Below are 26,126 nucleotides of genomic sequence, written 5' to 3' on the forward strand. Positions count from 1 at the left end.
CGTGCCGCGACCGCTTGACGGGCATGCCCGGCGGCGCGCCCACGGCGGACGCATGGCTGTTCGCGCGACTCGTGGCGGCGCGCGCCGTGCGCGGCGAATGCGCGCTGCTCGGTTTATCGGCGTCCGAACTCGCCGAGCTCGCGAGGCGGCATTTCGTGGCGGGATCGCTCGACAGCGCGCCTGATGCGCCGCTGTCGAATGTTGCGAACCTCGCGATCGTCACGATGACCGACGACACGCATGCGTCGTTCGTCGCCGCGATGCGCGACTTTCTGCTCGGCCTGGCCGCGCCCGATGTCGACGGCGAGGACGCACGCTGCCTCGCCGCGATACTCGCGCATGCGTGTCTGCGTCCCGACCATCTGTGGCGCGATCTCGGCCTGAGCGGACGCGACGACGTCACGCAGATGCTCACGCGTTTTTTCCCCGCGATGGTCGCGCGCAATACCGAAGGCCTGCGCTGGAAAAAGCTGCTGGCGCGCGAACTCGCGCTGGCCACCGGCGGCGTGCCGGGACCCGCGCCGGGCTGTCCCGGCTGCGAGGACTTCGGCTTCTGCTTCGGCCACGCGCGTTAGCCAATCGGCCAGGCTCGCGCGCGAGGCCATCGTGTATGCTTGCGCGCATGACCAGACCCGCAAAAGACCGCGTGCAGACGGGCGCTTTGCCCCTTGCCAACCCGAATGTGAATGCGAACGTAACAGCGACCGTGAAGACGAGCGAAACAGCGAAATCGAAGCCGCAAACCGCAGCCGAAACGCCCGAAGCCGCGAGCGGCGTGCGCCGCGAACCGCGCGTGCGTTTTCGTATGCGCGTGATGCAGGACGACACCATCGCGCTGGGACCGGGCAAGGTGCAATTGCTCGAAGCGGTGCGCGAGCACGGCTCGATTTCGGCGGCGGCGCGCAGCCTGAACATGTCGTACCGGCGCGCGTGGCTGCTCATGGACGAACTCAATCGCGCGCTCGAATCGCCGGCCACGGTGTCGGAGCACGGCGGCCAGAGCGGCGGCGGCAGCATGCTCACGCCCGTCGGCGAGGAAATCATCCGTCTCTATCGCGGCATCGAGGAGCGCGCGGCCGCAGCCTGTGCGCCCGAAATCGCCGCGCTCAGGAAGCTCGTGAAGGGCTGAGCGCGCCGTCACGGCGCGTCAGCGGGACGCTTTCAACCGTGCCGCAGACAGAAGCGCGAAAGCGGCACTGCGGTGAGCGTGGGCACCGTGTTCGTATGCAGGCGTGTCATCAGTTCGACGAAACTCGCGAGACTCGCCGTGCGCAGCGGGTGATAGCTCACCTGATGCCGTTCGCACACGCGCTTGAGCGTGTTCATCGAATCGTGGTCGATGCAGTCGACGGGAAACACCGCGAGATCCGCGCCCGTGAGCGCCGCCGCGAGCAAACCCTTGCGGTCTTCGATGCCGCCGTCGTGCACCGTCAATTCGCCGCCCGCCGCGGCCACCCAGCGCCGTAGCGCGTGATTCGATCCCGGCCGTCCGCCCACATAGACGATGCGCCGGTTCTTGAGCGCGTCGCGCGGCAGGGCGCGGGTTGCGACTGCGTCGTCGTCGGGTTGCGCGGCGTCTTCGAGCGCCTGCGCTTCCGCGCGCAACGTGTCGATCAGTGCGAGCGCGTCGTCCAGTTGCGTGCGTAGCGCGTGCAGCGCGATTTCGTCGGCGTTCGCGCGCTGTTCGGCGGCTTCGCGACGGCTTGTTTCGAGCGCAAGGCGGGCGTCGCGCGCGGCCAGCGCGTCCTGCAACGCGGCGTGTTTTGCGTGCAGCGCGGACGCATCGCGGTCCATGCGCTGGGCGGCCGCGCGCGAGGTCTGCTCGGCGAGCGCATCGCGTGCGGCGTCGCGCTCGCGGCTCATGTCGTGCAGACGCGCCTGCTGGCGTTCGATCTTCGCGTGCAGTTCGGCGTTGTCCTCTTCGAGCGCGACGAGGCGGCGCAGATCCGCGCGATTCGCCGCGCCGACCAGATGCGACAGCATGTGCAGTTCGCCGAACGCGGCCTGACGCACTTCCATCGTCGTGGCCGGATGGCTCATCAGCGCCCAGTAGGCGGGCGGAATGTCGCCGTTGGCGCGCGCCTCGTTCCAGAGCGCGAGCACCGCATCGGCGTCGCGCGCGCTGGCAAAGCGCCGCAGCGCGCCGGCATAGCGCGTGTCGAGCGCCTTTTGCAGCGCCTTGCCGCCCGCGCCGCCCTGGATCGCCAGTTCGACGGCCGTGTGATGAATCTCCAGATCGCTCGCGTGGCGCGCGTCGAGCGGCGCGAACTTCGGCACGAGCTTGCGCAGTTCATGCGTCGACAGACAGGTGCCGATGATCGAGCAGTGCAGATGCGCGTCGAGTTCGGCGAGACGCGTGCGGCGGCGCGAACGGTCGAGTTCGTCCTGCGACGGGCCGCAGCAGTCGGCGGACGGGGCGAAGGCGCGCAGATGCGGCGCGTCGTCCGGCGTCGCGGTGCCCGGCGTGCGGGCGAGGCGAAACGGCGGTGCGTGCATGGTGACCTCTGTCCGGTTAGGAGCGCGCGAGGGCGCAGCGCGTGGCGCGGCGTCCGGGTTCGCGCAGGGTACGTTCAGGGTGACGTCGACGTGACTTCAGGTTCACTTCAGACGCTGCCGCGCACCGTCAGCGCAATATATCACGGAATATAGCGGGGTCCGTCCAGTCATCGGGACGGCGCGCAGCCTGCTTGTCCGCATCCCTTGCGTGTTGCAGCAGCGGTTTTCGGCGATCGTCAGGCCGCGTCGCGGTGTTCGGTCGCGGCGTCGGCGCGGGTGTCAGGATTGGCGAGTGTCTGCATGCGTCGCGTCGCGGTGGTCGCGGACGTCGGACGTATGACCCGATGCGCGGGCGTCGCGCTGGCCGAGCCGTTCGCGGACTGCGCATGGCGCGCCATGACGTGCTCGACGCACAGCGCCACGAGGGCCGTATCGGTATGCTCCAGTTCGGCGGCCGTCGCGCGCATCGCCTCGGTGTCGAGGCAGAAGGCGTCGGAGAACATGGCGTCGCGGGTTTTGTCGAGACGGCGCGCGTCGCGGATCGCGCGTTTCAGTTCGCGCTGACGCGTGAAGCCGGCGAGTTCGGCGCGCCGCGCCAGCGAGGTCAGCAGCGGTTGCAGCGAGGTCGCGGCGTCGGCGCTTGCGGACGGCGCGTCGGCGTCCGGCGCGAGCGAGCGGTTGAAGCGCTCGACGCTCTCGCGCAGACGCCGGAACGCGTCGATCACGTCGCGCATGCGCTCGGCGCGCTCGTGGCCCGAAGCGGGGCGCAGCGCCGTGATCGTCGCGGCCATGCTCGCCGTTACGCGCGGCGGCGCGGAGCGCGCAACTGCATTCATCATCCGTGGCCGACTGCTCACTTACCCACCTCGTGTCATCTGCGGAAATCGTCGCCGTGCGGATCCCGGCAAGGATCGCTGGCGCAGTCGTTATATTCTAATGTATATATCGATGCCGATAATGGCCTGCGTGCATGAATCCGACGCGCTTCGGTGACGTCGCGCCCAATCGACTAAAATCAGCCGCTTTGTATGAAGCCCCGGTGAAGCCCCGATGACCCGGTAACGTCACCGCGCCGCCGTGGCCCTCGCCGCGCCCTTTCGCCTTCCGCCGTACATGAACACACCTTCTCCCGCTCCCGGCGACGCGCCGCAGAGCATCGCGCGCAATCGCGGTTTCCAGCGTTTCTGGGGCGCCCGCGTGCTCGCCTCGATGTCGTTTCAGATGCTGGCCGTCGCGATGGGCTGGCATATCTACGCGCTCACCAAAAGCGCGTTCGCGCTCGGCCTGCTCGGTCTCGCGCAATTTTTGCCGATGTTTCTGCTGACGCTCGTCGTCGGCCATGTCGCCGATCGCTACGACCGCCGGCGCATCGCCGCCGTCTGCCAGAGCATCGAATGCGTGGCCGCGTTGACGTTCGCGCTCGGCACCTTCGGCGGCTGGCTCAGCGCGCCGATGATCTACGTGCTGGCGGCCTGCGTGGGCGCGGCGCGCGCGTTCGAGTCGCCGGCGATCTCGTCGCTGCTGCCGGGCGTGGTGCCGCGTGCGCAACTGCCGAACGCCACCGCGTGGTCGACCTCGGCGACGCAGACCGCGCAGATCGTCGGTCCGGCGCTGGGCGGCCTGCTGTACGGACTCGGCGCGGGGCCGGCGTTCCTGGCCTGCGCGGTGTCGTTCGCGATCGCGGCGACGCTTTCGGCGACGATTCCGCTCAAGGCGCGGCCGCCGTCGCGCGCGCCCGTCACGCTCGAATCGGTGTTCTCGGGCATCGCGTTCATCCGCTCGCAGCCGGTGATTCTGGGCGCGCTGTCGCTCGATCTGTTCGCCGTGCTGTTCGGCGGAGCAACCGCACTGCTGCCGGTGTTCGCGCGCGACATCCTGCACGCGGGGCCGCTCGAACTGGGGCTGCTGCGCTCGGCGACCGCGGCGGGCGCGCTTGCCGGGACGATCTGGCTCGCGCACTTTCCGCTGCGCCGACGCCCGGGGCTGTCGATGTTCGGCGGCGTGATCCTGTTCGGCTGCGCGACGATCGTGTTCGGGCTGTCGCATAACGTCGTCGTCTCGCTGATCGCGCTGGCGGTGCTGGGCGCATCGGACGTGGTGAGCGTGGTCGTGCGCACGTCGCTCGTCCAGTTGCGCACGCCCGATGAAAAGCTCGGCCGCGTGAGCGCGGTGAATTCGCTGTTCATCGGCACGTCGAACCAGCTCGGCGAATTCGAGTCTGGCCTGACCGCCGGATGGTGGGGCGCGCAACCGGCGGTGCTGGTGGGTGGCGTCGCGACCATCGGCGTCGCGCTGCTGTGGATGAAGCTGTTTCCGGGATTGCGCGACACGCGCTCGCTCGAACGCGAGGATGCGCACGCGACGGCGAGCGCGGCGGGTTGAGCGGGAGAGGGTGCGACTAGCGGCGGCGACTAGCGGCGGCGATCGACGCAACTAACTGCGGCGTACGTCGCCGCTCGGTCTTGCGCTGAAGTGCTGAAGAAAAGCCCGCGCGCCGCCGCCGGCCTGGCGCGTCATCCTGTCTCATTTCACGTCGATCTGGCCTCGTTGCTGCCTCTTTGAAGCCAGTTTCGACGCCTTTCGGTCCCTTTTCGCCCCTATTCTGCTCGCCGATACCAGGCAAACGCGTCAATTCCCGGTATCCTTTCGCCGAAGCGTCGCGTTCGCGTCGCCGCGTCCAGTTCTGTCCAGCCACACCCAGGTCACACCCGTCACCCGCATGTCCCAGTCATCCCGTCAGCCATCGCCAATGTCCGCTTCCCGGAGCACGCCATGCGCGTAGGCCGTCCGGTCAAGGCGCTGCCGCAACCGCTCTGCGACTACTGCGGCGCGAAGGCAGTACTCGCGCGTTTCGGCGACGAAGCCTACCCGTACCGAGACGATCACGGCACGCTCTGGGTCTGTGCCGCCTGCGAAGCGTGGATCGGCGTACCCGCGCGCAGCACGCGCAACGTGCCGCTCGGCCGCCTCGCCAACGGCGCGCTGCGCGACGCCAAGAGCCGCCTGCACGACGCGCTCGAACCGCTCGTCGCGGCCAAGGTGCGGCGCGACAAGGTCAATATTTTCGAGGCGCGCGGCCGCGCGCTGCGCTGGCTCGCCGATGAACTGGGCTTCGACCTGCCCAATCCGTCGATCCATCATCTGACACTCGATCAGTGCGAAGCGGCAATCCGCCACGTCGAGGCCTTCATGGCCGCGCGCCGCGCCAGCGACGACGAGCGCTGACGCGTCGGCGAACGCACGCAACCATCCACCGCTCGCCGGATTCCGCCGATTCCGCAGTTTCCGCCCGCATCCGCGTATCGCCGCGAATATCCGCAAATCGACGCGCATTCGCGCCCGTTCACGACCTCGCGGACACCTTTAGTTACATCCTCGTCGCAAAACGGCGCTCAACCTTGGCCGCCACGTGCCGTTATTGCACCTGAACTGATTCTTTCCTGTGCCATGGCCAAGACGATCCCCTTTCCGGCGCAACACATCCAGGCCACGCGCGCACGGCGCCACAAGGCCAAAGCCGAGTTGCTGCCGATGCCGCGTGCAAGCGCGGATGAACTGGCGCTCCAGGTGCATCTGGCGCTGGCCGCGTTGCGCGCGGGCGGCTCACAGCATGACGCCCAGGCGCTCCTGCACGCGCATGTGCTGGCGCAATCGATCGCGGATGCCGGTTACGGCGATCTGACGCCCGAGCAGGTCCGTCCCGCCGACGAAGCGATCATCGCGTGCTTCTCGCGCGGCGGCGCGCAAGGCGAGTGGCGTCTCGACGAGGCGCAGTTCGAAGCCGTGCGCCCTGTCATCAATGTCTACGACGTGCAACTGCAAAGTGCGCCGATGTGGGTGCTGACCGACGCGAGCGAGCGGCTCGAGCGCATGCGCGCGGGCGAAGCCGCGCAGGCACGCAAGCGTGCGTAACGTGCGCGTGACGTGTCCGGTGGGCATGTCGATTGCGGGTGACAACGCGGAAGTCGACGCTCGCACGTCCAGGCGGCGTACGAAGCGGACCGGCCCGGCAGATGTACCAGACAGCACGAAGCAAAATGTAAGCAAAGCAGCCACAGCGCGCAGTGATGACGCAGACGCGACGCGATGATTCGGCCCCCGGCCGACCGTGCCACGCAACGGGTTCACGGTGCGCAGTGAAGCATTCAGCCCGATCGCGCCCAATGCGCCGTCCGGCGGCGCTGTGGCGGCATTGGCACGGGATTTGACGCGCGGCGCGAATCGTGTTGACTTCCGACAGCGTGCGTGACTAAAATTCGCCCGTCTTAACAAAAGGGGCTGACGCCTTGGACAGTAGCAGTAGTCGATCTTCGAACAGTTTCGCTGCCTGACCGGCAGGACGTCCGCGCTCCCTTTTCTCTCAGCCGCCGTCTTGCCAGCCAGGCAGATGGTGCGCGTCCAGCAGTACATTCTCGTGCACTCTTTTTAGCGTCGACCAGGCGCCGCAGCGTCGTATGCGCAGCGCGCCAGGCCGATATCGCGCCGTGAGCCCTGTTCGCTCGCGGCACGGTCCGTTCGTCACGCCGATCATCCGCCTTGCGGAATTCGCGCGACGCACGGATCGCCACATGCGCCGCCTGGGACCGGTTTCCAGCGCGCCGCCGTGACGATAAGGAGTTCCGATGTCCGACAGTGACAGTTATCCGTTATGCCGCTTCCTTTTTTCGTTCCCTGAGGAAAGCGCGCAGACGTGAGCCGCTGACGCGCGTACGCCGCGCGCAGCCGGGTCTGCTGGCTTTCCTCGCAACCGCGTTCGCTCCCTGAGCGACGTGAGGAGATCCAGCATGAACTTCGGCCTTCTTCTGCCGTACCTGCCGCAAACGCAGCACACCCTTCATCCCGACCACCTCGGCGCCCGCGAGCGCACGAGCGACACGCCGCCGTGCCCGCCGTCGCGCCTTGCCGCGCGCTGGCGCGATTTGCGCGCCCGCGTGTTCCGCGCGTCGGGGCGAGGTTGACCGGGGCTGAACGCAGTAAGACAAGAAAGAACGGCCCCCGCCCGAACGCGTCGCCGCCCGAATGGCGGCGCGCTCGACGCGCGAGCCGCGCATCATCCAGATCGCCGGTGCAACAAGACATGAATCAGATCAACCGCTCCATGCGAACGACCCGCCGCGCCGCGCGTGCAGGCGGCGTCGCGCATGCCATCGCCCTGGGAGGCCGCTAATGGAGTTCAGATTCAACCTGAACCGTACGGCCAACGCTTCGGCGTGGCGCGTGCTGCCCAACCGCTGGGACTTTGTAGCGTTCCCGCTCATCATCTGCCTGATCGCCATGGCGGCCGTGGGCTTCCACGAAACGATGGCGCCTATCGCCACGCTCAAGGCGCAGCCGATTTCGCTCGATCCGTCGAACCTGCCGGAGTACGCGATGCGCACGACGCTGCGCATGCTGGCGGCGATGGTCGCCTCGCTGATCTTCACGCTGGTGTACGGCACGCTCGCGGCCAAGAGCCGTCGCGCGAGTCTCGTGCTGGTGCCGATCCTCGACATCCTGCAGTCGGTGCCGGTGCTGGGCTACATTTCGTTCACGGTCACATTCTTCCTCGCGCTGTTTCCCTCGCGCGTGTTGGGCGCTGAACTCGCGGCCATCTTCGCGATCTTCACGAGCCAGGCGTGGAACATGACCTTCAGCTTCTATCAGTCGCTGCGCACGGTGCCGCGCGATCTCGACGAAGTCTCGAAGGGCTTCCACCTGACTGGCTGGCAGCGCTTCTGGAAACTGGAAGTGCCGTTCTCGATGCCGGGCCTCATCTGGAACATGATGATGTCGATGTCGGGCGGCTGGTTCTTCGTGGTGGCCTCCGAAGCAATCACGGTGGGCAATAACACAATCACGCTGCCGGGTATCGGCGCGTATCTGGCGCAGGCGATTTCCGAAAAGAATCTGCACGCCATCGGCTGGGTGATCCTGACGATGACGGTCGTGATTCTCGCCTACGACCAGTTGCTGTTCCGTCCGCTCGTGGCATGGGCCGACAAGTTCCGCATGGAAAACACGAGTTCCGGCGACGCACCCGAATCCTGGCTGCTCGACCTGATCCGCCGCACGCATCTGATTCACCGCCTGCTGGTGCCGATGGGCTTCCTGCTCGCGACGTTCGCACGTATTCCGTTCCGCGTGCAATTGCCGAAGGCGATGCCTGCCGTGAACCTCACGCTCAGCAAGCGCTCGCGTTTCGGCGACGCGATCTGGGCCGTGTTCGTGATCGCGCTCACGCTGTTCGTGGTCTGGCGCGTGGTGGCCTACGTGCGCACAGGCGTCTCGCTCGACGAAGTGGGTCACGTGTTCGTGCTCGGCCTCATCACGCTGCTGCGCGTGATCGTGCTGATCGCGATTGCCTCGGTGATCTGGGTGCCGCTCGGCGTGCTGATCGGCCTGCGTCCGGCGCTTGCCGAAAAGGTCCAGCCGCTCGCACAGTTCCTCGCGGCATTCCCGGCGAACCTGCTGTTCCCGGTGTTCGTGATTGTGATCGTGCGCTTCCATCTGAACGCGGACATCTGGCTGTCGCCGCTGATCGTGCTCGGCACGCAGTGGTACATCCTGTTCAACGTGATTGCGGGCGCAAGCGCCTATCCGAACGACTACAAGGAAGCGGCCAAAAACTTCCGCATTCGCGGCTGGCAGTGGTGGCGTCAGGCGATCCTGCCGGGCATTTTTCCCTACTACATCACGGGTGCGATCACGGCCTCGGGCGGCGCGTGGAACGCGAGCATCGTCGCCGAATACGTGCAGTGGGGCGATACGAAGCTCGAGGCGCACGGCCTTGGCGCGTACATCGCGCAAACGACTGCCGCCGGTGATTTCCCGAAGATCATTCTGGGCATCGCGATGATGTCCCTGTTCGTGACGCTGTTCAACCGCGTGCTCTGGCGTCCGCTGTACACCCACGCCGAGTCCAGGCTGCGGCTCGATTGAGATGGAGTAATACATCATGCTGAATCCGAAAATCGTCTCATCCGACCTGCTGCCCGCACGGCCCACGCTCGGCGACGAAGTGCTGTCGGTCAAGCACATGTCGCGCGGTTTCGCGAAAAAGGACGACGAGCGCCTCGTGCTCGACGACGTCAACCTCTCGCTGCGCGAAGGTGAAATCGTTGGGCTGCTCGGCCGCTCCGGCTCGGGTAAATCGACGCTCCTGCGCATCATCTCGGGCCTCATCGAACCGAGCGCGGGCGAGGTGAACTGGCTCGGCAAGCCGCTCGACGGCCCGGCGAAAGGCGTCTCGATGGTGTTCCAGACCTTCGCGCTGTTTCCGTGGCTCACGGTGCTGCAGAACGTGGAAGCGGGCCTCGAAGCGCAGGGCGTGCCCGCGCGCGAGCGCCGCGAACGCGCGCTGGCCGCGATCGACCTGATCGGTCTCGACGGCTTTGAAAACGCCTACCCGCGCGAACTTTCGGGCGGCATGCGCCAGCGCGTGGGTTTCGCGCGCGCGCTCGTGGTCGACCCGGCGCTGCTGCTGATGGACGAGCCGTTTTCCGCGCTCGACGTGCTCACGGCCGAAACGCTGCGTACCGACCTGCTCGACCTCTGGACGCAGGGCCGCATGCCGATCAAGTCGATGCTGATCGTCACGCACAACATCGAGGAAGCGGTGTTCATGTGCGACCGCATTCTCGTGCTCTCGTCGAACCCGGGGCGCCTGGTGGCCGACATCAAGGTGCCGTTCAAGCACCCGCGCAATCGTCTGGACCCGGCGTTCCGCAAGCTCGTGGACGAGATCTACGCGAAGATGACCGCGCGCGACGCCGCCGAAACGACCACGCGCCGTCTCGAAGTGGGCAGCCGCCTGCCCGACGTCTCGACCAACCTGATGGCCGGCCTGATCGAAACGCTGGCGGCCGCGCCGTACCACGGCCGCGCGGACATGCCGGAAATCGCGCGCTCGCTGCATCTGGAAGTGGACGACCTGTTTCCGATTGCGGAAATGATGCAACTGCTCGGCTTTGCCGACGTGCGCGACGGCGACCTGCTGCTCACGCCGCCCGCGCGCGTATTCGCCGAGATGGGCACGCAGGCGCGCAAGCTGATGTTCGCCGATCATTTGCTGCGCAACGTGCCGCTCGCGGCGCGGATCAAGAAGGTGCTCAACGAACGCCCGGGCCACCGCGCGCCGCGCGTGCGCTTCGAGCAGGAACTGGAAGATTTCCTCTCGGATACGGCGGCCGAAGGAACGCTCGATACCGTGATCGACTGGGGCCGCTACGGCGAGATTTTTTCGTATAACGACCAGTCGGAAATTTTCAGTCTCGAGGACGTGGAAGCTTAAGGTTCGCAAGGGACGCAGCGCACGCGGCGCTCCTCCTGAAAAAAACGCTGTGGATGACGGCTCAATTGTGCCGTTGACCGCAGCGTTTTTTTTTGTGCCATCGACAACTTCGCAGTACGAACCTCAAAGAAGTGACGATTCTCCGCTGCTAGTATTTTTTCGACGCGAGCGGTGCACGACGTACGTCACCTCGCACGCGAGATGCGCCTCGATTTGAAATCGAATGAGCATCGAATCGGTTGCATTTTTTGCGGTCATCGGAAGGGAGAACACGATTATGTCGATGGATCGAAGGACACTCTCCGCGGAAGCGGTCACGGCGGCGTTCAACCAGATCTGCGCGCATCTCGACGAAGACGCGGGCGAGCTCGACGCGGCCACGCGCAAGCGCCTGGAACGCATCGCGAAGGAAAGCATGGAAGCGCATCCGGCGCTTGCGTGGCAAACGCTGGGCATGCTCGCCGCCGAGCGCTGGGACAGCGAGGCGCTCGAAGTGGCGTACGCGAACGCGTTGCGCTGCGAACGCGGGGTGCAGGCCGGCATCAACTGTGCGGTGGCGCTCGCGGCCTGCAATCGTTTCGGCGAAGCCGCGGAAGTGGCCGAGCGTGCGTGGCAGGCGCAGCCGTCCAGCCTGCTTGCGCTGCGCGGCGCAATCGACATGGCGTGGCAGGCGGGGCGCTGGGCGCGTGCGCTGGAACTCATGCAGGCACTCAGTCCGCGCTCGAATGCCACGGATCGCGAAACCGAGGCGTATCGGCGCAAGGCGGTGGCGATTCTGGAACGCCACGCGGTGCCGCTGTCGGCGGTCGAGGCGTTGCACGACGCGCTCTATGGTTTTCTCGCCACGCGCCGCGTGCGCGCGCTTGCAGCGTGTGAATTCGTCGACGACGGTCCGGGGGAGGAGACCGTGTATGTAACCGTTCAGATTGCGCGAGAGCACGACGAGGTCGCGCAGCTGGATGAGGCGTTGGCGGAGGCGCTGTCCGATGCCGTGGAGGCTTATCCGCTCGCCGCCTTCGCGATCGATCTTGCAGAGAGGGAGACGGCCTGATGTCGGCGCAGGCGTGCATCGATACAGCCGGGCGTATGTTGCTCGAACCGGCGCGCGAGGCCGACAGGCGTCGCGCGGTCCCGTCGTGCGCGAACGCCACGATCAATCGGCGCGCGCTGCGAATCGACAACGCAGGAAGCGCAAAGGTGAGCTTCTTCGGGAGAGAGCGAATCGCGCGTGTTTTGCGCGCGATTCGCAAGATGCGATCACGCGCAAAGCCCCGCCGTTGCGTGAAATCCCATCACGCTTCGCGCGCCGCACAGCGAGTGTGCGTGCACGAAGGTGAGCTTTTACGGGATCACGACGGTTTGCGGCGCGGTGTCGTGCGCGAGTCGTCGTCGCGTTCGTCGTTGCCGAATACATGGCCTTCCACATCGCTGTCGTGCGGCACACCGATCACAAAGTTGCGCTGCGGGTTCGCCAGTTCGATGCCGCGCTCCGTGAAAAGCGCGAGCACGCGTCGGTTGAATTCGCGTTGGACACCCCAGCGCGAAGAGTCCTTGCACTGGATCTGGCCCACGAGCGTGACGCTGGCGCCGTCGACCTGATCCACGCCCCAGTAGGCGAAGTCGCTGAGTATGCCGTTTTTGAAGGCGTCGTCGGCGCGGATGGAAGCGCCGATATCCTTGAGCGTGTCGATCGCGCGTTGCAGGTCGTTGCCGTGCGCGATCACCACCTTGACCGCGGCGTTGCCGATGCCGCGATTCGTGTTGTTCACGGTCGTCACCGAGCTGAAGGGCACGGTGTAGAGCGAGCCGTCGCCGCCGCGCAGACGCACCGTACGGATCGAGAGGAACTCCACCGTGCCCGAGACGCCCGCCACGGTCACCCAGTCGCCGACCTGCATCGCGTTTTCGGTGAGCAGGAAGATGCCGGTGATGAAGTCCTGCACGAGCTTCTGCGAGCCGAAGCCGAGCGCCACGCCGAAGATGCTCGCGCCCGCGATCAGCGGTGCGGTGTTCACGCCGAGCTGCGAGAGCGCGGTGAGGCCCACGATCACAAAGATCGCGACGAACAGCGTGGTGCGGAACATCGGCAGCAGCGTGCGCAGACGTGCGGCGCGTACGTAGTCGCCGGCGTCGGTCCAGGCGTTGAGGCGGCGTTCGGCTGCGCCGTTCGCGACTTCCCAGATCACGATGGCCACGGCCACGGCCACGGCGATCGTGAGCAGCGCGGAGCCGAGCAGGTGCCCGATCGGCGCGTTCATGAGCAGGCGTGCCGGGCGCAGGCCCCATACGTGCAGCAGCACGTCGATCGTCACGATCCATAGCGCGGCGATCACCACGCGGCGCAAGGCGGGGTAGTAGCGGTAGGCGCGGCGCTGCGAGATGGTCATGTCGGCGCGGTTGCCGAGCGGATCGAACACGCGTCCGAGCGCGCCGAGCGCGACGATGGCGGCCACGCGCGCAGCCAGCAGCACGGCGAGCGAGAGGCCGCCCGCGCGCATGAGTTCGCGGTAGCCGCCGCGCAGGTCGAGCGCCCACACGAACCAGAGCGCCATGACCACGAAGATCGCGGCCACGGCCCAGATGTCGGCGAACCAGTGCGCGAGCCAGGCCAGCGAGCCGCGCTGCGCGGCCACGTTGCGCAGCCAGGCGGCCACGGGCTTGCGGCATTGCAGGATCATGACGGCGAGCGCGAGGTGGCCGACCAGTGTGACGATCTTCACGAGCGCGAGGTGCGCGTCCTCGGTCATGCCGAGCGGCACTGCGCCCGCGAGCGCGCCGCCCACGCCGCCGATCGCGACGATGCGCACGACCCAGCGCTGCGTGAACGCGGCCCAGGTCGAGCTCATGCGCGTGAGGCGCAGCGCGTCCGAGTCGGGCGCAAACAGCAGGGCGCCCAGGGCGATCACGACGCGGCAAATCACCCACGTGTCGACGAGCTCGCCCACGGCGGCGGCGGGTGCGGCGTCGTCGGCGCCAAAGAGCGAGAGCACGCCCGCTGCGATCAGGCCGAAGCCCATCACGGGCACGAGGTCGAGCAGCGTCACGAGCAGTGCGGCGGGCAGGCGTTGCAGCAGGCGCCAGTGATGGGCGCCGCGGCTGCGATGGCGCGCTTCGCGTGCGCGCGAGAGCGGGTCCTCGTCGGGCGCGGCATCGTCGGCTGCGGCGGCATTCACGGTCTCGCGTGCTGCGGCGTTGGCGGCCGGGTTCGCGTTGGGGCCGGCGTTCGGATCGGCGTCAGCCGCTTTTGTGGCTTTTGCTGTGGTCGTGACGTTTGCGGCTTTCGCGTCCGCAGCGTCTGCCGTGCCCGTAGCAGGCGCGTCGGCGGCTTCCATGCCGGCGGCGACGCGCAGGGCGTCGTCATCGTCGCCGGGTTGCGCGGCGGCTTTGAGCGCGGTGGCCGTGCCGGTCGCTTCGGGTGTCTGAGGTTGCGCTTGCGGCGGCTGGGCGGGCGCGGCAGCGTCGCTGGCGTCGTCGAGCGTGGCGGCCGCGTGGGCCACGATCGAGCGATGTGGCTTGGCGAGCGCGCGGCGCAGCAGCGCTTCAATCGCCAGCGCGGGCACGAGCGTGAGCAGCAGCACGCGCAGCAGTCCGAGCAGCATCGCGTGACCTTCAGGTGTGCTCAGGCGCTCGCGCCACCAGCCGCGCGCGGAGCCGGTGTCGAACAGCGCCGTGCGCGCGTGCACGAGCCGATCGCCGATGAGGCGCGCGCTGTGCGCGGCGTGATCGGCGAGTTGCAGGACAAGGCCGTTCGAGCGCAGCGCGTCGGTGAGCGGCGCGGAAGCCGAGGTGGCCGCCGATGCAGTCGCGGGCGCGCTCGCGGGCGTTGCGCTCGACGCGGGCGTGGCCAGCGCGCCGGCGGCGGCGATGGCGCGCAGCGTGTCTTCGATGTGGCTGCGCTGCACCGGATCGTCGAGGACCTGCAGCGCGGCGTGCGCCTGCGCAGGCGTGAGCACGACCGGTGCGGCGGGATTGGCGGGCGTCGCGGCCGGGGCCGGTGCAGCGGCAGCAGCCGACGCGCACGGTGTCCACGCGAGCGCCGTTATCCAGACAAACGCGGCGAGCAGGGCGGCGCAGCGCGGCAGGCGCAGCGTTCGTAACACGGAAGAAAGGAGCATCCTGGGCATAGGCAAATACGGAGTCGGGCGTCGGTGACGGTCGATGAGCGTCAAGGATTGGCGGCGATGGCCGGATGTCGGACAGCGTGCCGGTTGGCCGGTTCAGGTAACGTCGCTGCCGGCGTCGGGCGCCGCCTCCGGCTTACGATGCGCGCGGCAAGGTTTCGTCGGAACATTCGACGCCGCGCCGCAAATCTCGTGCCCCGCAGCGTGAAAACGGGGGTGAAAACGGGTAGGAAATCAGGGCCTGAAATCGGGCGCTAACGCGGAGCGAAACATGGGCACAACAAGGGACGCAGCCAGGCGAGCACACCATCGAAGCGATCAGCGCGGCGCGAGGCCCCAAAGTATGCGCCGGATGGCGATTGTGTGTCGCCAGGCTAACACTGGCGCAGTCGCGACGGCAATGGGTAAGTCCGTGCGTCAAGGAGGAGAAAGAGAAAGCGCGGCGACCTTAGCCCGCCTCGCTCTCGCGCCAATGCGCGAGAATGCGCGCCTTGGCATCGAGCAACGTGGCAACGTGCGTGTCGAGCTGCTGGCGGATGCGCTCGGTCGGCCCGCCAATCGAGAGTCCGTAACAGTCACCGCCGAAGTCGAGCGCTACGGCCACGGCAGACAACTCGGGCGCGCTCTCGCCGATATTCGCGTACCAGCCGCGCGCTTTCGCGGCGGCGGCCTGTTCGACGAGCGTCGGCAGATCGGTGGCCGTCGCTTCCGTATAGCGCTCGAAATCGAGCTTCGCGCCGAGCGCGGCCTGCGCGTCGGGCGCGAGTTCGCCGAAGATCGCCTTGCCGATGGAGTTCGCGTGCAGCGGCCGCAGCGCGCCGGGCTGGCACGCGTAGCGCACGGACTTTTCCGATTCGACCACGTCGAGGTACACGACCGCCGCGCCGTGAATCTTGCCGAGCACGATGGTCTCCCCGCTGGCGTCGCGCAACGCGACGAGCGTCGGATGCAGCATTTCCACGACCGGATCGACGGCGTCGATCGCGCTGGCGAGCAGATGCAGACGCCGCGTCGGATAGTAGCCGCCGCGCTTGCGCACCTCGTAGAGATAGCCGCGGCTCACGAGGGTGCGCGCGAGCGCAAGACAACTCGACGACGGCACGTTGAGCAGCCGCGCCATTTCGACGAGCGGCAGCGGCCGCTGTTCGGCGGCGAAAAGCTCGAACAGGTCGAGCGTGCGGGCAACGAGTTTGACGTCCATAAATACGCGATGAAAGCGAGGCGGCGCGCGCCTGCGTGTGTGGCCGCGCCCCAAACCACGCGGCGCAACTCAGTACGACTTCGGCAACCCGAGCACCTTCTCCGCGATGAAGCAGAGAATCATCTGCGGACTGACGGGCGCGAGCCTCGGAATCATACACTCACGCAGATAGCGCTCGACGTGATACTCCTTCGCGTAGCCCATGCCGCCGAGCGTGGCGATGGCGGTCTGGCACGCCTGGAACGCGGCTTCGGCGGCGAGGTACTTGGCCGAGTTCGCTTCGGCGCCGCAGGGCTGGCCCGCATCGTAGAGCGTGGCGGCTTTCATCACCATCAGATCGGCGGCTTCGAGCGACATCCACGCCTGCGCGAGCGGATGCTGGATCGCCTGGTTCTGGCCGATCGGCCGGCCGAACACCACGCGCTCCTTCGCATACTGCGTGGCGCGCGCGAGCGCCGCGCGGCCGAGTCCGACCGCCTCCGACGCAATCAGGATGCGCTCCGGATTGAGCCCGTGCAGCAAATAGTGGAAGCCCTTGCCTTCCTCGCCGATGCGGTCCTTCACCGGCACGCGCAGATTGTCGATGAACAGCATGTTCGAATCGACCGCCTTGCGGCCCATTTTCTCGATCTCGCGCACTTCCACGCGCGCGCGGTCGAGGTCGGTGTAGAAAAGGCTCAGCCCGTCGGTGGGTTTGGCCACGCGATCGAGCGGCGTGGTGCGCGCGATGATCAGCATCTTGTTGGCGACCTGCGCCGTCGAAATCCAGATCTTGCGGCCGGACAGCACGTAATGATCGCCGTCGCGCACGGCCTGGGTCTTGAGATGCGTGGTGTCGAGACCGGCGTCTGGTTCGGTCACGGCGAAGCAGGCCTTGTCGCGGCCCTCGATCAGCGGCGGCAGGAAGCGCCGCTTCTGTTCGTCGTTGCCGAACACCTGCACGGGATTGAGCCCGAAGATGTTCATATGCACCGCCGACGCGCCCGACAATCCCGCGCCCGAGCCGCTGATCGTGCGCATCATCAGCGCGGCTTCGGTCATGCCGAGTCCCGAGCCGCCGTGCTCCGGCGACATGGCGATGCCGAGCCAGCCCGCGTCGGCGAGCGCGCCGTGAAAGTCGTGCGGAAAACCGCCTTCGCGGTCGCGTTCGAGCCAGTAGCAGTCGTCGAAACGCGCGCAGATTTTTTCGATCGCGGCAACGATCGCTTGCTGGTCATCGGTCAGATTGAATTGCATGGCGGACATCCTCGTAAAACGAAAAAACGAAATCGACGGCGTTCAGAGCGGAAACACGCCGAACAGCACTGCGGTGAACACCATCAGCACGGTGGCGGCGAACAGAAACGGAATCGTGAACTTCTGGTGTTCGGCCAGTTCCACGCCGGTCATGCCGACGATCAGGAACGTCGCGGGCGTGAGCGGGCTCACGGGAAAACCGGTGGTCATCTGCCCGAGCAGCGCGGCCTGCGCCATCTGCACGGGCGGCACGCCGAGCATCTGGCCGCTCTGCGCCAGAACAGGCAGGATGCCGAAATAAAACGAATCGGGATCGAACAGCAGGCTCAGCGGCATCGACACGAGCCCGAGCACGAACGGCATATGGCGCGCATGTTCGGCGGGCACGTGGCGCACGACCACCTCGGCCATCGCGTTGAGCATGCCGGTGCCGGACATGATGCCCGTGAACGCGCCCGCCGCGAGCAGCACGCTCGCCATCATCAGCGCGGCTTTGGCGTGCGCGTCGACGCGTTTGCGCTGCATGGCGACGTCCGGATAGTTGATGACGAGCGCGAGCACGGTGCCGATCATGAACATCACCATCGGATCGACGATGCCCGAGACCAGCGTGCCGAGCACGACGAAGGTGAGCGCGAGATTGATCCAGAAGCGTTGCGGGCGGCGCAGCGCGGCTTCTTCCGGCGTGAGCGCGCGCGGCGTGGCGGCGATCGAGGCGGCGTGGGCGCGCGTGAGGCCGAGGCGCTTTTCCTCGCGCTTGCCGAGCCAGTACGCGGTGCCGAACACGAACAGGAGGCCGACGATCTGCACCGGTATCATCGGATAGAAGATGACGGTGCCCGGAATGTGCAGCGCGGCGCTCGCGCGCAGCATCGGCCCGACCCACGGCAGGAAGTTGACGCCCGCCGCCATCGACGCCACGCAGGCGAGAATGCGGCGATCGAGGCCGAGGCGCGTGTAGAGCGGCAGCATCGCGGGCAGCGTGACGAGAAATGTCACCGCGCCCGAGCCGTCGAGATGGATCAGCAGCGCGAGCAGCGCCGAACCCATGACGATGCGGGTTGGATGGCAGCCGACGATGCGCAGCACGCCGTTGATGATCGGGTCGAGCATGCCCGCATCGGTCAGGATTCCGAAGAAAAGAATCGCAAAAACAAACATGCCGGCCACCGGGCCGATAGTCTGCACGCCGTGCACGATGAATTTCGCCGTCGAGAGGCCGAAACCGGCGGCGAGCGCGGCGACGATCGGCACCGCGATCAGCGCCACGAGCGGCGAGAGCCGCTTCGTGATGATCAGCGTGAACAGCGCGACGATGGCAAGCGTTCCGATTAGCGCGAGCACGACGGGTCCTCCGCTGCGCCGAACACCTGCGCCGTGTGTTCGCCGAGCGCGGGCGGCGCGCTGCGATAGGTGGCGGGCGTGCGGCCGAGCTTGATCGGCGAGGCGATGCCGCTATACGTTCGGCCAGGGTTGTGCTCCGCCGCGATCTCCACTCGCATCGCGCGATGCGCCGTGTGCGGATGCGCGAGCGCCGCGCCGAGTCCGAGCACGGGCGCGCAAGGCACGCCCTGGCGGATCAGCGTGTCGGCAAGTTGCGCGCCGTCCCAGGCGGCGAAGTGCGCTTCGAGCGCCTCGCGCAATTCGCGGCGATGCTGGCTGCGCAGCTTGTTGTCGGCGTAGCGCGTGTCGTCGGCGAGTTCGGGCGCGGCGATCACGCGGCACAGCGTGGCGAACTGCGCGTTGTTGCCGACCGCGAGAAAGATATCGGTGCTGCCCGTATGGAACATGTCGTAGGGCGTGATGTTCGGATGCGCGTTGCCGCTGCGCTGCGGCTCCTTGCCCGAATAGAAGTAGTTGGTCGAATGCGGATGCAGGATCGAGAGCGCGCAATCGAACAAGGTCGATTCGACGAACTGGCCGCGTCCGCTCGTATCGCGCTCGCGCAGCGCGAGCATGATGCCGAGCGCGGCGTTCAGTCCCGTCACGAGATCGACAACCGGCACGCCCACGCGCAGCGGCGCGCCGCCCGTTTCGCCGTTCACGCTCATCAGACCGGTCAGCGCCTGGATCGCGGCGTCGTAGCCGGGCAGCGCGCCGAGCGGGCCGTCCGCGCCGAAGCCCGAGATGCGGCAATGCACGAGGCGCGGAAAGCGCGGCGCGAGCGTGGCCTCGTAGGCGAGACCCCAGCGTTCGAGCGTGCCGATCTTGAAGTTTTCGACCAGCACGTCGGCGCTGTCGAGCAGCGCGAGCAGACGTTCCCGATCCGCGGGCTGCGAGAGATCGAGCACCGCGCCGAGCTTGTTGCGGTTCACGCCCTGAAAATAGGCGGCCGTGTCGCCGTCGAAGGGCGGCCCCCAGGTGCGCGTTTCGTCGCCGTTCGGCGGCTCGATCTTGATGACCTCCGCGCCGTGATCGGCGAGGATCTGCGTGCAATACGGACCGCCCAGCACGCGCGACAGATCGACTACGCGCAGGCCATGCAGGGAACCGGGAATGAACGACACGGCGCTTGTCTCCTTCATAGGGACTGCTGATCGATGGCGGGCTGCGCGCTTACGGGCTTAAATCGCAACTAACAGCCAATCGAAAGACGCATCCACGAAGTGGATGTCTCGCGGAACTCACAAAGACCGATAAGTCCCCAGCTTGTGGCCACGAACCGCAGATCATAAATTCATGTGCATGAATCAATATTCACACACATGAATTTACAGGTCAAGGCAAGACGCCCTCGGTGAGCCCAGGACTGTCCCTGGTGCGGGGTTTTGATCAGTGGCGCGCGCGACAGCGCCGATGCTACCGTTAGCCCGTCTGTCCCCAAGCTGTCCTCCAGCGAATGCGCCAGTCGATTCGCCGGGCAGCCAACTCACACACGGGCCGCGCGGCGGCCACGGAGCGCGTGCCTATGAACAGCGTCAGCGTCGCCGGAGTGCGGAAGGGCCACTTGAGCCGCGCGCAGTTGATCGTCGCAGCCACGCTCGGCAATGCGCTCGAATTCTTCGACTTCACCGTCTACAGTTTCTTCGCGCTGACCATCGGCAAGCTGTTCTTCCCGACGATGTCGAGCTATGGCCAGTTGCTGGCGTCGGTGGCGACCTTCGGCGTGGGCTTCGTGATGCGGCCGCTCGGCGGCGTCGTGATCGGCGCGTATGCCGACCGCGCGGGCCGCAAACCGGCGATGACGCTCACGATCTTCCTGATGGCGCTCGGCTGCACGCTGATCGGTCTCGCGCCCACTTACGCGCAGATCGGGCTCGCCGCGCCCGTCATCATCGTGTTCGCGCGGCTGTTGCAGGGTTTTTCGGCGGGCGGCGAGGTGGGTGCGTCCACCACCTTGCTGATCGAAGCGGGCACGCCCGCGAATCGCGGCCTGCTCGGCAGCATGCAGTTCGCGAGCCAGGGCGTGGGCGTGTCGCTCGGCGCGCTCACCGCCGCCGTGCTGACGACGTGTCTCACACCCGCCGCGCTGATGTCATGGGGATGGCGCGTGCCGTTTCTGCTCGGCATCGCGATCGCGCCGATCGGCATGTGGATACGCCGCCGCATCGATGAACAGGCGGCGCCGCGTGCGCATCACGATGCCAACGCGCAGATGAAAAGCGCGCAGACGAAAAACGCCGCGCGTGCGCCCGTGCTCGCCGTGCTGCGCGATCACGGTGCGCGTGCGGCGCTCGGCACGCTGCTGACGATCGGCTCGACGGTGACGGCCTACGTCGTCACGTTCTACATGCCGACCTACGCGATTCACGAACTGAAGGTGCCCGCGCCGACGGCGCTGCTGGCGGGCCTCGTGTCGGGCGTGGTGACGTTTCTGGTCGGGCCGCTGGCGGGCTGGCTCTCCGACCGATTGAGCCGCCGCGCGCTGATCTTCTGGCCGCGCGTGGCGGTGGTCGTGCTGATCTATCCCGCGTTTCTGTGGCTGTCGAGCGCGCCCGATGCCGCGCGTCTGCTGATCACGGTGGGCGGATTGAGCGTGCTGCTCGCGTTGCAGGCCGCGCCGTCGATCACCATGCTGCCCGAGATGTTCCCGCGCGCCGTGCGGGCGACGGGCATGGCGATCGTCTACAGCATTGGCGTGGCGATCTTCGGCGGCTTCGCGCAGGCGATCGCCACGTGGCTCATCAAGGCGACGGGCAATCTGCTCGCGCCCGCGTGGTACGTGATGGCGTGCGTGGCGATTTCGTGCCTCGCGTTGCCGTTCATTCGCGACCTCACGGGCAAGCCGCTGGAAGATTGAACGAACGCATCGCGGACCTCGCGCGGATCAGCGCCAATCAGCGCGACGCGTTGGCCTGGCGCGCCGCTTCGAGATTCGCGTCGAGCTGCCGCGCGAGCCCGTAGAGCATGCCGAGCGACGGCGCGGCGATCCCCGTGCGCCGCGCGAGTTCGTCGGGCGCGCCGAGCAGCGCTTCCACTTCGAACGAGCGGCCCGCTTCGACGTCTTGCAGCATCGACGTCTTGAACGCGCCGAGCTTGCGCGTGATCGCGTTGCGCTCCTCGATCGTCATCGCCAGATGAATGCCGAGCACCTCGCCGATGCCGCGCGCTTCGGCCATCACGGCGGCGACGAGCGCCAGCGTGCGCGGATCGTCGAGGATCACGTCGGCGGTCGAACGCGTGAGCGCGCTGATGGGGTTCATCGTCATGTTGCCCCAGAGCTTGGCCCAGATATCGTGCTGGATGTGCTCGCTGGCCTGCACGTCGAAGCCCGCCTGCGCGAGCAGCGCGCGCGCTTCGTCCGCGCGCGCCGCCATCTGCGGCGACGCCGCGCCGAGGATCAGCCCGTTGCCGTTGCCCTTGCGGATCACGCCCGGCCCCGCAATCGCAGACGACAGATGCACGACGCAGCCCGACGTTTGCGCGGGCGGCAGCGCCGCCGACACCACGCCGTCCGGATCGACCGACTCGAGCCGCCCGTTCGCGTACTCGCCGCCGAACGCGTGCAGAAACCACCACGGCACGCCGTTCATCGCCGAGACAATATGCGTGCGCGGCCCTACGAGCGGCGCGAGCGTGGCGGCCGCCTGCACCAGCGCCTGACCCTTGAGGCAGACGAACACGATGTCCTGCACGCCGAGATCGGCGGCGTTGTCAGCGGTATTCACGTGGGCCGTGTAGCGCGTGGCGTCGTCCGGGCCTTCGACGATGGTGAGACCGTCGCGGCGCATGGCCTGCAGATGCGCGCCGCGCGCGAGTACGTTGATCTGCACGTCGCGATGCGCGCGCCACAGACGGGCGGCGATCAGGCCGCCGATCGCGCCTGCGCCGACCACGGCGATCGAGCGCGGACTGGACTGCAAAAGACTCACGGCTTACTCCTTGTACGAGGGATCGATGCGCTCCACGCGGCGGATCAGTGCCGCGAGCACGTTCTCGCCCGCGCCATGCTCGGGCGAGAACTGCAACGCGTCGCGCGTGGCGCGCGCGGTGATGGCGGGATCGATCGGAATGGCCTGGCCGCGCATCGAATCGGTGGCGAGCTGAATTTCGCAGGCGCGATTGAGCGTCCAGAGTAGCGCGAAAGCGTGCGCGAGATTCACGCCGTGCGCAAGCAGCCCGTGATTGCGCAGGATGAGCAGACGGCGATCGCCCATCGACTTCAGCAGACGCGGTTTTTCGTCGTCGTGCACGGTGATGCCTTCGAAGTCGTGGTACGCGACCATGTCGTGCAACTGCGCCGAATAGAAGTTCGTGGGCGCGAGCCCGCCTTCCATGCACGCGACGGCGAGCCCCGCCGTGGTGTGCGTGTGCATGACGCAATGCGCGTCGGCCACGTTCGCGTGGATCGCGCTATGAATGACGAAGCCGGCGGGATTGATCGGATAGTCGCTCGGGCTCAGGATCCGGCCGCCGAGATCGATCTTGACGAGATTCGACGCCTTGATTTCGTCATACGTGAGCCCGAACGGATTGATGAGGAAATGCGGCTGCGAGCCGGGCACGCGCAGCGTGATGTGATTGAAGATCAACTCGGTCCAGCCGAGTTGATGAAACACGCGATACGTGGCCGCGAGCTTCACGCGGGCGGCCCACTCCTGCGGCTCGCACCAGGCGGGACGCGCGGATGCTTCGGGGACTGCGCTCATGGTGTCTCCGTCTCCTCGTCGATAGGCTGATGCTACGCGCAAATAAATGCGTGTGCAAGCATCAAATACTGCGAGAACGACCGTGTTTTAAAGGCTTTATGAAATGGTATGCTAGCGACGAAGACGCCTTCAGGTTGCGTTGATGAGGTGTCGAGAACCTTTGCGCGAGACGGACATGACGGGCAAACACCCAATCGAAGAGTTGTTCACTTACCGGCTGCACGTGTTGAAGAAGCAAACCGACCGCACGATGAACGAGGCGTTTGCGTCGGCGCTCGCGCTGTCGCTCACGGAGGCGCGGCTGCTGATCAGCGTCGGCGCGTTCGGGCCGATTTCGGTGTCGGATCTCGGGCGCGCGTCGAATCTCGACCGCAGCCAGGCGAGCCGCGCCACCGACGTGCTGGAGCGTCGCGGCCTGCTCGAAAAAACCACCAATGCCGCCGATGCGCGCGGCGTGCTCATCAAACTCACGGCGCAGGGGCGCAATACGTATCGGCGCGCGTCGGCCATCTCGAAGTCGGGCAACGAAGCGATTCTCGGCGTGCTCAGCGCGCATGAGCGCGAAGTGCTGCACGCGGCGCTGGCGAAGCTGGTCGAACAGGGCGGCGCGCAAGATTGAGCCTGAATTCAGGCCTGATTTGCTAACGTTCAGCTTTGCGGCTGGCGGAACCGGCTAGCCAGTTCGCTTGCGCTGCGGGCGAGCAGGCTCACGTCGCTGCCGACCGCGACGAAGGTCGCGCCCGCTTCCAGATACTCGCGCGCGATGGCGTGATCGGCGGCCAGCACGCCCGCCGCCTTGCCACGCGCCCGCACGGCGCGCAGGCCTTCCACGATCGCCGCGCGCACCGCCGGCGCGCCCGGTTGGCCGAGCAAGCCCATCGACGCGCTCAAATCCGCCGGACCGAAGAACACGCCGTCCACGCCTTCGACGGCGGCGATGTCGTCGAGTTGCGCAAGCGCGTGGGCCGTTTCCACCTGCACGAGCACGCACAATTGCTCGGCCGCGCCACGCAGATAATCGGCCGCGCCGTTCCAGCGCGAGGCGCGCGCGAGCGCGCTGCCGACGCCGCGCACACCATGCGGCGGATAGCGCGTGGCGGCGACGGCGGCGCGTGCTTCGTCGGCGTTCTCGATCATCGGTACGAGCAGCGTTTGCGCGCCGATATCGAGTAACTGCTTGATGAGCGCGTTGTCGTTGCGAACCGGACGCACGATCGGATGCGTGGCGTAAGGCGCGACGGCCTGCAATTGCGCAAGCGTGCTGCGCAGATCGTTGGGCGCGTGCTCGCCGTCGATCAACAGCCAGTCGAAGCCGGTGGTCGCGAGCAGTTCGGTCACGTAGGCATCGGCGAGCGCGGCCCACAGGCCGATTTGCGGGCGGTTCTCAGTCAGCGCCTGTTTGAACGGATTGACGATAACGGGCATAAATCAGTTCGATATCCTGATGATTGTGAGGCGGTGCATTCAGACGAAATGAAAACCGATGCCGCCCAGCGGACCATAATCGGCATGAAACGTATCGCCCGCGCGTGCCGCAATCGGCGCGGTAAACGAGCCGCTGAGAATCACATCGCCCGCTTCGAGCCGCTCGTCGTGGCGCGCAATCCGGTTCGCGAGCCACGCCACACCCGTTGCCGGATGATTGAGCACGGCGGCGGCGAGTCCGCTTTCCTCGACCGCGCCGTTCTTGTAGAGCAGCGCGCCGACCCAGCGCAGATCCACGTCGAGCGGCTTCACGGGGCGGCCGCCGAGCACCACGCCCGCGTTCGCGGCGAAATCGGAAATGGTGTCGAAGACCTTGCGCGGCGCCTTGGTTTCGCGGTCGAACTGCTCGATGCGCGCGTCGATGATTTCGATGGCGGGCGTGACGTAAGCCGTGGCGTCGAGCACGTCGAACAGCGTGACGTCCGGGCCTTGCAGCGGACGGCTCAGCACGAACGCGAGTTCCACCTCCACGCGTGGCGCGATAAAGCGATCTGCGCGAATATCGGCGCCTTGCGCGATGAACATGCTGTCGAGCAGCGGCGCGTAATCGGGTTCGTCGATCTGCGAGGCACGCTGCATCGCGCGCGATGTGAGGCCGATCTTGCGACCTTTGATGACGTGTCCCGCCGCGAGTTTGAGCTTGACCCACTCGCGCTGGATCGCATAACCGTCGTCGATCGTCATCTCGGGATGCACGCGTGAAAAGTGGCGTAGCGGCGTGCGCGTGCGTTCGGCTTCGTCGAGTTGCGCGGCCAGTTCGCGAATGCGTTGCGGATCGAGCATGATGATGTCCTGTGCGAGCGCGCGCTCACGTCTTGAGCCGCGCGTGCAGATTGTTGTGCTTCCACGCGCCTTCCTCGCTGAACTCGACGATCTCCAGCGAAAGCGCGAGCCCGTGCGCCTCGAAGGCCTCGGCGAAATGCTGCTTGATCGCGGCGAACAGCGCGTCGCCGGTTGCGCGGCGCACGTCGGCGCTGCGCCCGGCGGCGATCTTCAGGCAGCCGTGCAGAAAGGCGTGATGCGGATCGCCATCGGCGATGAAATACTGTTCGCAACGCAGTGCGCGCGTGCGAATGCCGCCGCGCGGATAAACGCGCGCGCCGTGGGCGTCGCGCTGCGCGTCGAGCACCTGCGCGAGCGTGGCGCAGAGGGTGCCGATGCTCGCGGCATCGGCGAGATTGGCGCTGTATTCAAGCGTGAGATGGGGCACGGTGCGTGTCTCCGGAGAT

The 26,126-nt window shown here is 66.9% G+C and carries 23 protein-coding genes; 11 read left to right on the forward strand and 12 right to left on the reverse strand.

Annotated elements, in window-relative coordinates; genetic code table 11:
• Window positions 1-23 precede the first annotated feature (23 nt).
• A complete protein-coding gene (locus tag G5S35_RS21125; protein WP_065064458.1) occupies window positions 24-575 on the forward strand; it encodes a nitrogen fixation protein NifQ in 552 nt (183 codons plus the stop codon).
• A gap of 230 nt (window positions 576-805) precedes the next feature.
• On the forward strand, window positions 806-1,129 hold the full coding sequence (locus G5S35_RS40305) for a winged helix-turn-helix domain-containing protein (RefSeq protein WP_065064456.1): 324 nt from the start codon (window positions 806-808) through the stop codon (window positions 1,127-1,129).
• 32 nt (window positions 1,130-1,161) lie between these two features.
• On the opposite strand, the gene G5S35_RS21135 is transcribed toward G5S35_RS40305, so the two are convergent.
• A complete protein-coding gene (locus tag G5S35_RS21135) occupies window positions 1,162-2,496 on the reverse strand; it encodes a DUF2325 domain-containing protein (RefSeq protein ID WP_124260648.1) in 1,335 nt (444 codons plus the stop codon).
• 236 nt (window positions 2,497-2,732) lie between these two features.
• Window positions 2,733-3,335, reverse strand: coding sequence for a hypothetical protein (locus G5S35_RS21140; protein WP_074981108.1), 603 nt, complete (start codon window positions 3,333-3,335; stop codon window positions 2,733-2,735).
• Between the two features lie 274 nt (window positions 3,336-3,609).
• Between G5S35_RS21140 and G5S35_RS21145 the strand changes: the two genes are divergently transcribed.
• The 7 genes from G5S35_RS21145 (at window position 3,610) to G5S35_RS21175 (ending at window position 11,816) form a co-directional block, all read left to right on the forward strand.
• Window positions 3,610-4,878: an MFS transporter gene (locus G5S35_RS21145; protein ID WP_065064423.1), complete on the forward strand. Its 1,269-nt coding sequence runs from the start codon at window positions 3,610-3,612 to the stop codon at window positions 4,876-4,878.
• A 390-nt stretch (window positions 4,879-5,268) separates the two neighbouring features.
• Complete coding sequence (locus tag G5S35_RS21150) at window positions 5,269-5,721, forward strand: zinc-finger-containing protein (RefSeq protein ID WP_074981106.1); 453 nt, start codon at window positions 5,269-5,271, stop codon at window positions 5,719-5,721.
• 222 nt (window positions 5,722-5,943) lie between these two features.
• Window positions 5,944-6,408, forward strand: a complete 465-nt coding sequence (locus tag G5S35_RS21155) for a hypothetical protein (protein WP_183038953.1) — start codon at window positions 5,944-5,946, stop codon at window positions 6,406-6,408.
• A gap of 872 nt (window positions 6,409-7,280) precedes the next feature.
• Window positions 7,281-7,454 (forward strand): hypothetical protein, encoded by a 174-nt coding sequence (locus G5S35_RS21160; RefSeq protein ID WP_161495606.1) that lies wholly within the window; start codon window positions 7,281-7,283, stop codon window positions 7,452-7,454.
• 208 nt (window positions 7,455-7,662) lie between these two features.
• Window positions 7,663-9,414: an ABC transporter permease gene (locus G5S35_RS21165; RefSeq protein ID WP_065064417.1), complete on the forward strand. Its 1,752-nt coding sequence runs from the start codon at window positions 7,663-7,665 to the stop codon at window positions 9,412-9,414.
• Window positions 9,415-9,430: 16 nt separating this feature from the next.
• Window positions 9,431-10,765, forward strand: coding sequence for an ABC transporter ATP-binding protein (locus G5S35_RS21170; RefSeq protein WP_065064415.1), 1,335 nt, complete (start codon window positions 9,431-9,433; stop codon window positions 10,763-10,765).
• A gap of 283 nt (window positions 10,766-11,048) precedes the next feature.
• Window positions 11,049-11,816 carry a hypothetical protein gene (locus tag G5S35_RS21175; RefSeq protein WP_183038954.1) on the forward strand — a complete coding sequence of 256 codons (768 nt, stop codon included), beginning with the start codon at window positions 11,049-11,051 and terminating at the stop codon, window positions 11,814-11,816.
• Window positions 11,817-12,114: 298 nt separating this feature from the next.
• Here G5S35_RS21175 and G5S35_RS21180 read toward each other — a convergent pair whose 3' ends face one another.
• The 5 genes from G5S35_RS21180 to G5S35_RS21200 form a co-directional block, all read right to left on the reverse strand.
• Window positions 12,115-14,865, reverse strand: a complete 2,751-nt coding sequence (locus G5S35_RS21180) for a mechanosensitive ion channel family protein (RefSeq protein ID WP_237181391.1) — start codon at window positions 14,863-14,865, stop codon at window positions 12,115-12,117.
• Window positions 14,866-15,334: 469 nt separating this feature from the next.
• Window positions 15,335-16,087: an IclR family transcriptional regulator gene (locus G5S35_RS21185; RefSeq protein ID WP_074981102.1), complete on the reverse strand. Its 753-nt coding sequence runs from the start codon at window positions 16,085-16,087 to the stop codon at window positions 15,335-15,337.
• Between the two features lie 69 nt (window positions 16,088-16,156).
• The gene (locus G5S35_RS21190) at window positions 16,157-17,323 is read right to left on the reverse strand and encodes an acyl-CoA dehydrogenase family protein (protein ID WP_183038955.1); all 1,167 of its coding nucleotides are present in this window, start codon (window positions 17,321-17,323) and stop codon (window positions 16,157-16,159) included.
• Between the two features lie 42 nt (window positions 17,324-17,365).
• The gene (locus G5S35_RS21195; RefSeq protein ID WP_183038956.1) at window positions 17,366-18,667 is read right to left on the reverse strand and encodes a CitMHS family transporter; all 1,302 of its coding nucleotides are present in this window, start codon (window positions 18,665-18,667) and stop codon (window positions 17,366-17,368) included.
• Window positions 18,655-19,848, reverse strand: a complete 1,194-nt coding sequence (locus G5S35_RS21200; protein ID WP_183038957.1) for a CaiB/BaiF CoA transferase family protein — start codon at window positions 19,846-19,848, stop codon at window positions 18,655-18,657. The genes G5S35_RS21195 and G5S35_RS21200 overlap by 13 nt, the downstream gene beginning before the upstream one ends.
• Window positions 19,849-20,231: 383 nt before the next feature.
• On the opposite strand from G5S35_RS21200, the gene G5S35_RS21205 reads away from it, so the two are divergent.
• Window positions 20,232-21,563, forward strand: coding sequence for an MFS transporter (locus G5S35_RS21205; RefSeq protein WP_183038958.1), 1,332 nt, complete (start codon window positions 20,232-20,234; stop codon window positions 21,561-21,563).
• A 37-nt stretch (window positions 21,564-21,600) separates the two neighbouring features.
• On the opposite strand, the gene G5S35_RS21210 is transcribed toward G5S35_RS21205, so the two are convergent.
• Both G5S35_RS21210 and G5S35_RS21215 read right to left on the reverse strand, forming a co-directional pair.
• Window positions 21,601-22,626, reverse strand: a complete 1,026-nt coding sequence (locus tag G5S35_RS21210) for a 2-dehydropantoate 2-reductase (protein ID WP_183039471.1) — start codon at window positions 22,624-22,626, stop codon at window positions 21,601-21,603.
• A 12-nt stretch (window positions 22,627-22,638) separates the two neighbouring features.
• Window positions 22,639-23,412, reverse strand: coding sequence for a class II aldolase/adducin family protein (locus G5S35_RS21215; RefSeq protein ID WP_183038959.1), 774 nt, complete (start codon window positions 23,410-23,412; stop codon window positions 22,639-22,641).
• Window positions 23,413-23,587: 175 nt separating this feature from the next.
• Here G5S35_RS21215 and G5S35_RS21220 point away from each other — a divergent pair, with 175 nt between their 5' ends.
• Window positions 23,588-24,031 (forward strand): MarR family winged helix-turn-helix transcriptional regulator, encoded by a 444-nt coding sequence (locus G5S35_RS21220; RefSeq protein ID WP_065064395.1) that lies wholly within the window; start codon window positions 23,588-23,590, stop codon window positions 24,029-24,031.
• Between the two features lie 29 nt (window positions 24,032-24,060).
• Here the strand turns inward: G5S35_RS21220 and hpaI are convergent, their stop codons facing one another.
• From hpaI to G5S35_RS21235, 3 genes are read right to left on the reverse strand one after another with little or no spacing between them, the layout of a single operon-like run.
• Window positions 24,061-24,837, reverse strand: a complete 777-nt coding sequence (hpaI, locus tag G5S35_RS21225; RefSeq protein ID WP_074981093.1) for a 4-hydroxy-2-oxoheptanedioate aldolase — start codon at window positions 24,835-24,837, stop codon at window positions 24,061-24,063.
• Window positions 24,838-24,876: 39 nt separating this feature from the next.
• A complete protein-coding gene (gene hpaH, locus G5S35_RS21230; RefSeq protein ID WP_124260651.1) occupies window positions 24,877-25,680 on the reverse strand; it encodes a 2-oxo-hept-4-ene-1,7-dioate hydratase in 804 nt (267 codons plus the stop codon).
• A gap of 25 nt (window positions 25,681-25,705) precedes the next feature.
• Window positions 25,706-26,107, reverse strand: coding sequence for a 5-carboxymethyl-2-hydroxymuconate Delta-isomerase (locus G5S35_RS21235; RefSeq protein ID WP_110325794.1), 402 nt, complete (start codon window positions 26,105-26,107; stop codon window positions 25,706-25,708).
• Window positions 26,108-26,126: the final 19 nt, after the last annotated feature.

This window comes from Paraburkholderia tropica, from assembly GCF_014171495.1.
In the GTDB taxonomy this organism is placed as follows: domain Bacteria; phylum Pseudomonadota; class Gammaproteobacteria; order Burkholderiales; family Burkholderiaceae; genus Paraburkholderia; species Paraburkholderia tropica.

Coding starts and splice junctions, on each gene's coding strand:
- G5S35_RS21145 (WP_065064423.1), top strand. CDS start 3,610: ATGAACACACCTTCTCCCGCTCCCGGCGACGCGCCGCAGAGCATCGCG.
- G5S35_RS21170 (WP_065064415.1), top strand. CDS start 9,431: ATGCTGAATCCGAAAATCGTCTCATCCGACCTGCTGCCCGCACGGCCC.
- G5S35_RS21200 (WP_183038957.1), bottom strand. CDS start 19,848: ATGAAGGAGACAAGCGCCGTGTCGTTCATTCCCGGTTCCCTGCATGGC.
- G5S35_RS21160 (WP_161495606.1), top strand. CDS start 7,281: ATGAACTTCGGCCTTCTTCTGCCGTACCTGCCGCAAACGCAGCACACC.
- G5S35_RS21150 (WP_074981106.1), top strand. CDS start 5,269: ATGCGCGTAGGCCGTCCGGTCAAGGCGCTGCCGCAACCGCTCTGCGAC.
- G5S35_RS21205 (WP_183038958.1), top strand. CDS start 20,232: ATGAACAGCGTCAGCGTCGCCGGAGTGCGGAAGGGCCACTTGAGCCGC.
- hpaH (WP_124260651.1), bottom strand. CDS start 25,680: ATGCTCGATCCGCAACGCATTCGCGAACTGGCCGCGCAACTCGACGAA.
- G5S35_RS21135 (WP_124260648.1), bottom strand. CDS start 2,496: ATGCACGCACCGCCGTTTCGCCTCGCCCGCACGCCGGGCACCGCGACG.
- hpaI (WP_074981093.1), bottom strand. CDS start 24,837: ATGCCCGTTATCGTCAATCCGTTCAAACAGGCGCTGACTGAGAACCGC.
- G5S35_RS21190 (WP_183038955.1), bottom strand. CDS start 17,323: ATGCAATTCAATCTGACCGATGACCAGCAAGCGATCGTTGCCGCGATC.
- G5S35_RS21185 (WP_074981102.1), bottom strand. CDS start 16,087: ATGGACGTCAAACTCGTTGCCCGCACGCTCGACCTGTTCGAGCTTTTC.
- G5S35_RS21125 (WP_065064458.1), top strand. CDS start 24: ATGCCCGGCGGCGCGCCCACGGCGGACGCATGGCTGTTCGCGCGACTC.
- G5S35_RS21155 (WP_183038953.1), top strand. CDS start 5,944: ATGGCCAAGACGATCCCCTTTCCGGCGCAACACATCCAGGCCACGCGC.
- G5S35_RS21175 (WP_183038954.1), top strand. CDS start 11,049: ATGGATCGAAGGACACTCTCCGCGGAAGCGGTCACGGCGGCGTTCAAC.
- G5S35_RS21140 (WP_074981108.1), bottom strand. CDS start 3,335: ATGATGAATGCAGTTGCGCGCTCCGCGCCGCCGCGCGTAACGGCGAGC.
- G5S35_RS21165 (WP_065064417.1), top strand. CDS start 7,663: ATGGAGTTCAGATTCAACCTGAACCGTACGGCCAACGCTTCGGCGTGG.
- G5S35_RS21220 (WP_065064395.1), top strand. CDS start 23,588: ATGACGGGCAAACACCCAATCGAAGAGTTGTTCACTTACCGGCTGCAC.
- G5S35_RS40305 (WP_065064456.1), top strand. CDS start 806: ATGCGCGTGATGCAGGACGACACCATCGCGCTGGGACCGGGCAAGGTG.
- G5S35_RS21215 (WP_183038959.1), bottom strand. CDS start 23,412: ATGAGCGCAGTCCCCGAAGCATCCGCGCGTCCCGCCTGGTGCGAGCCG.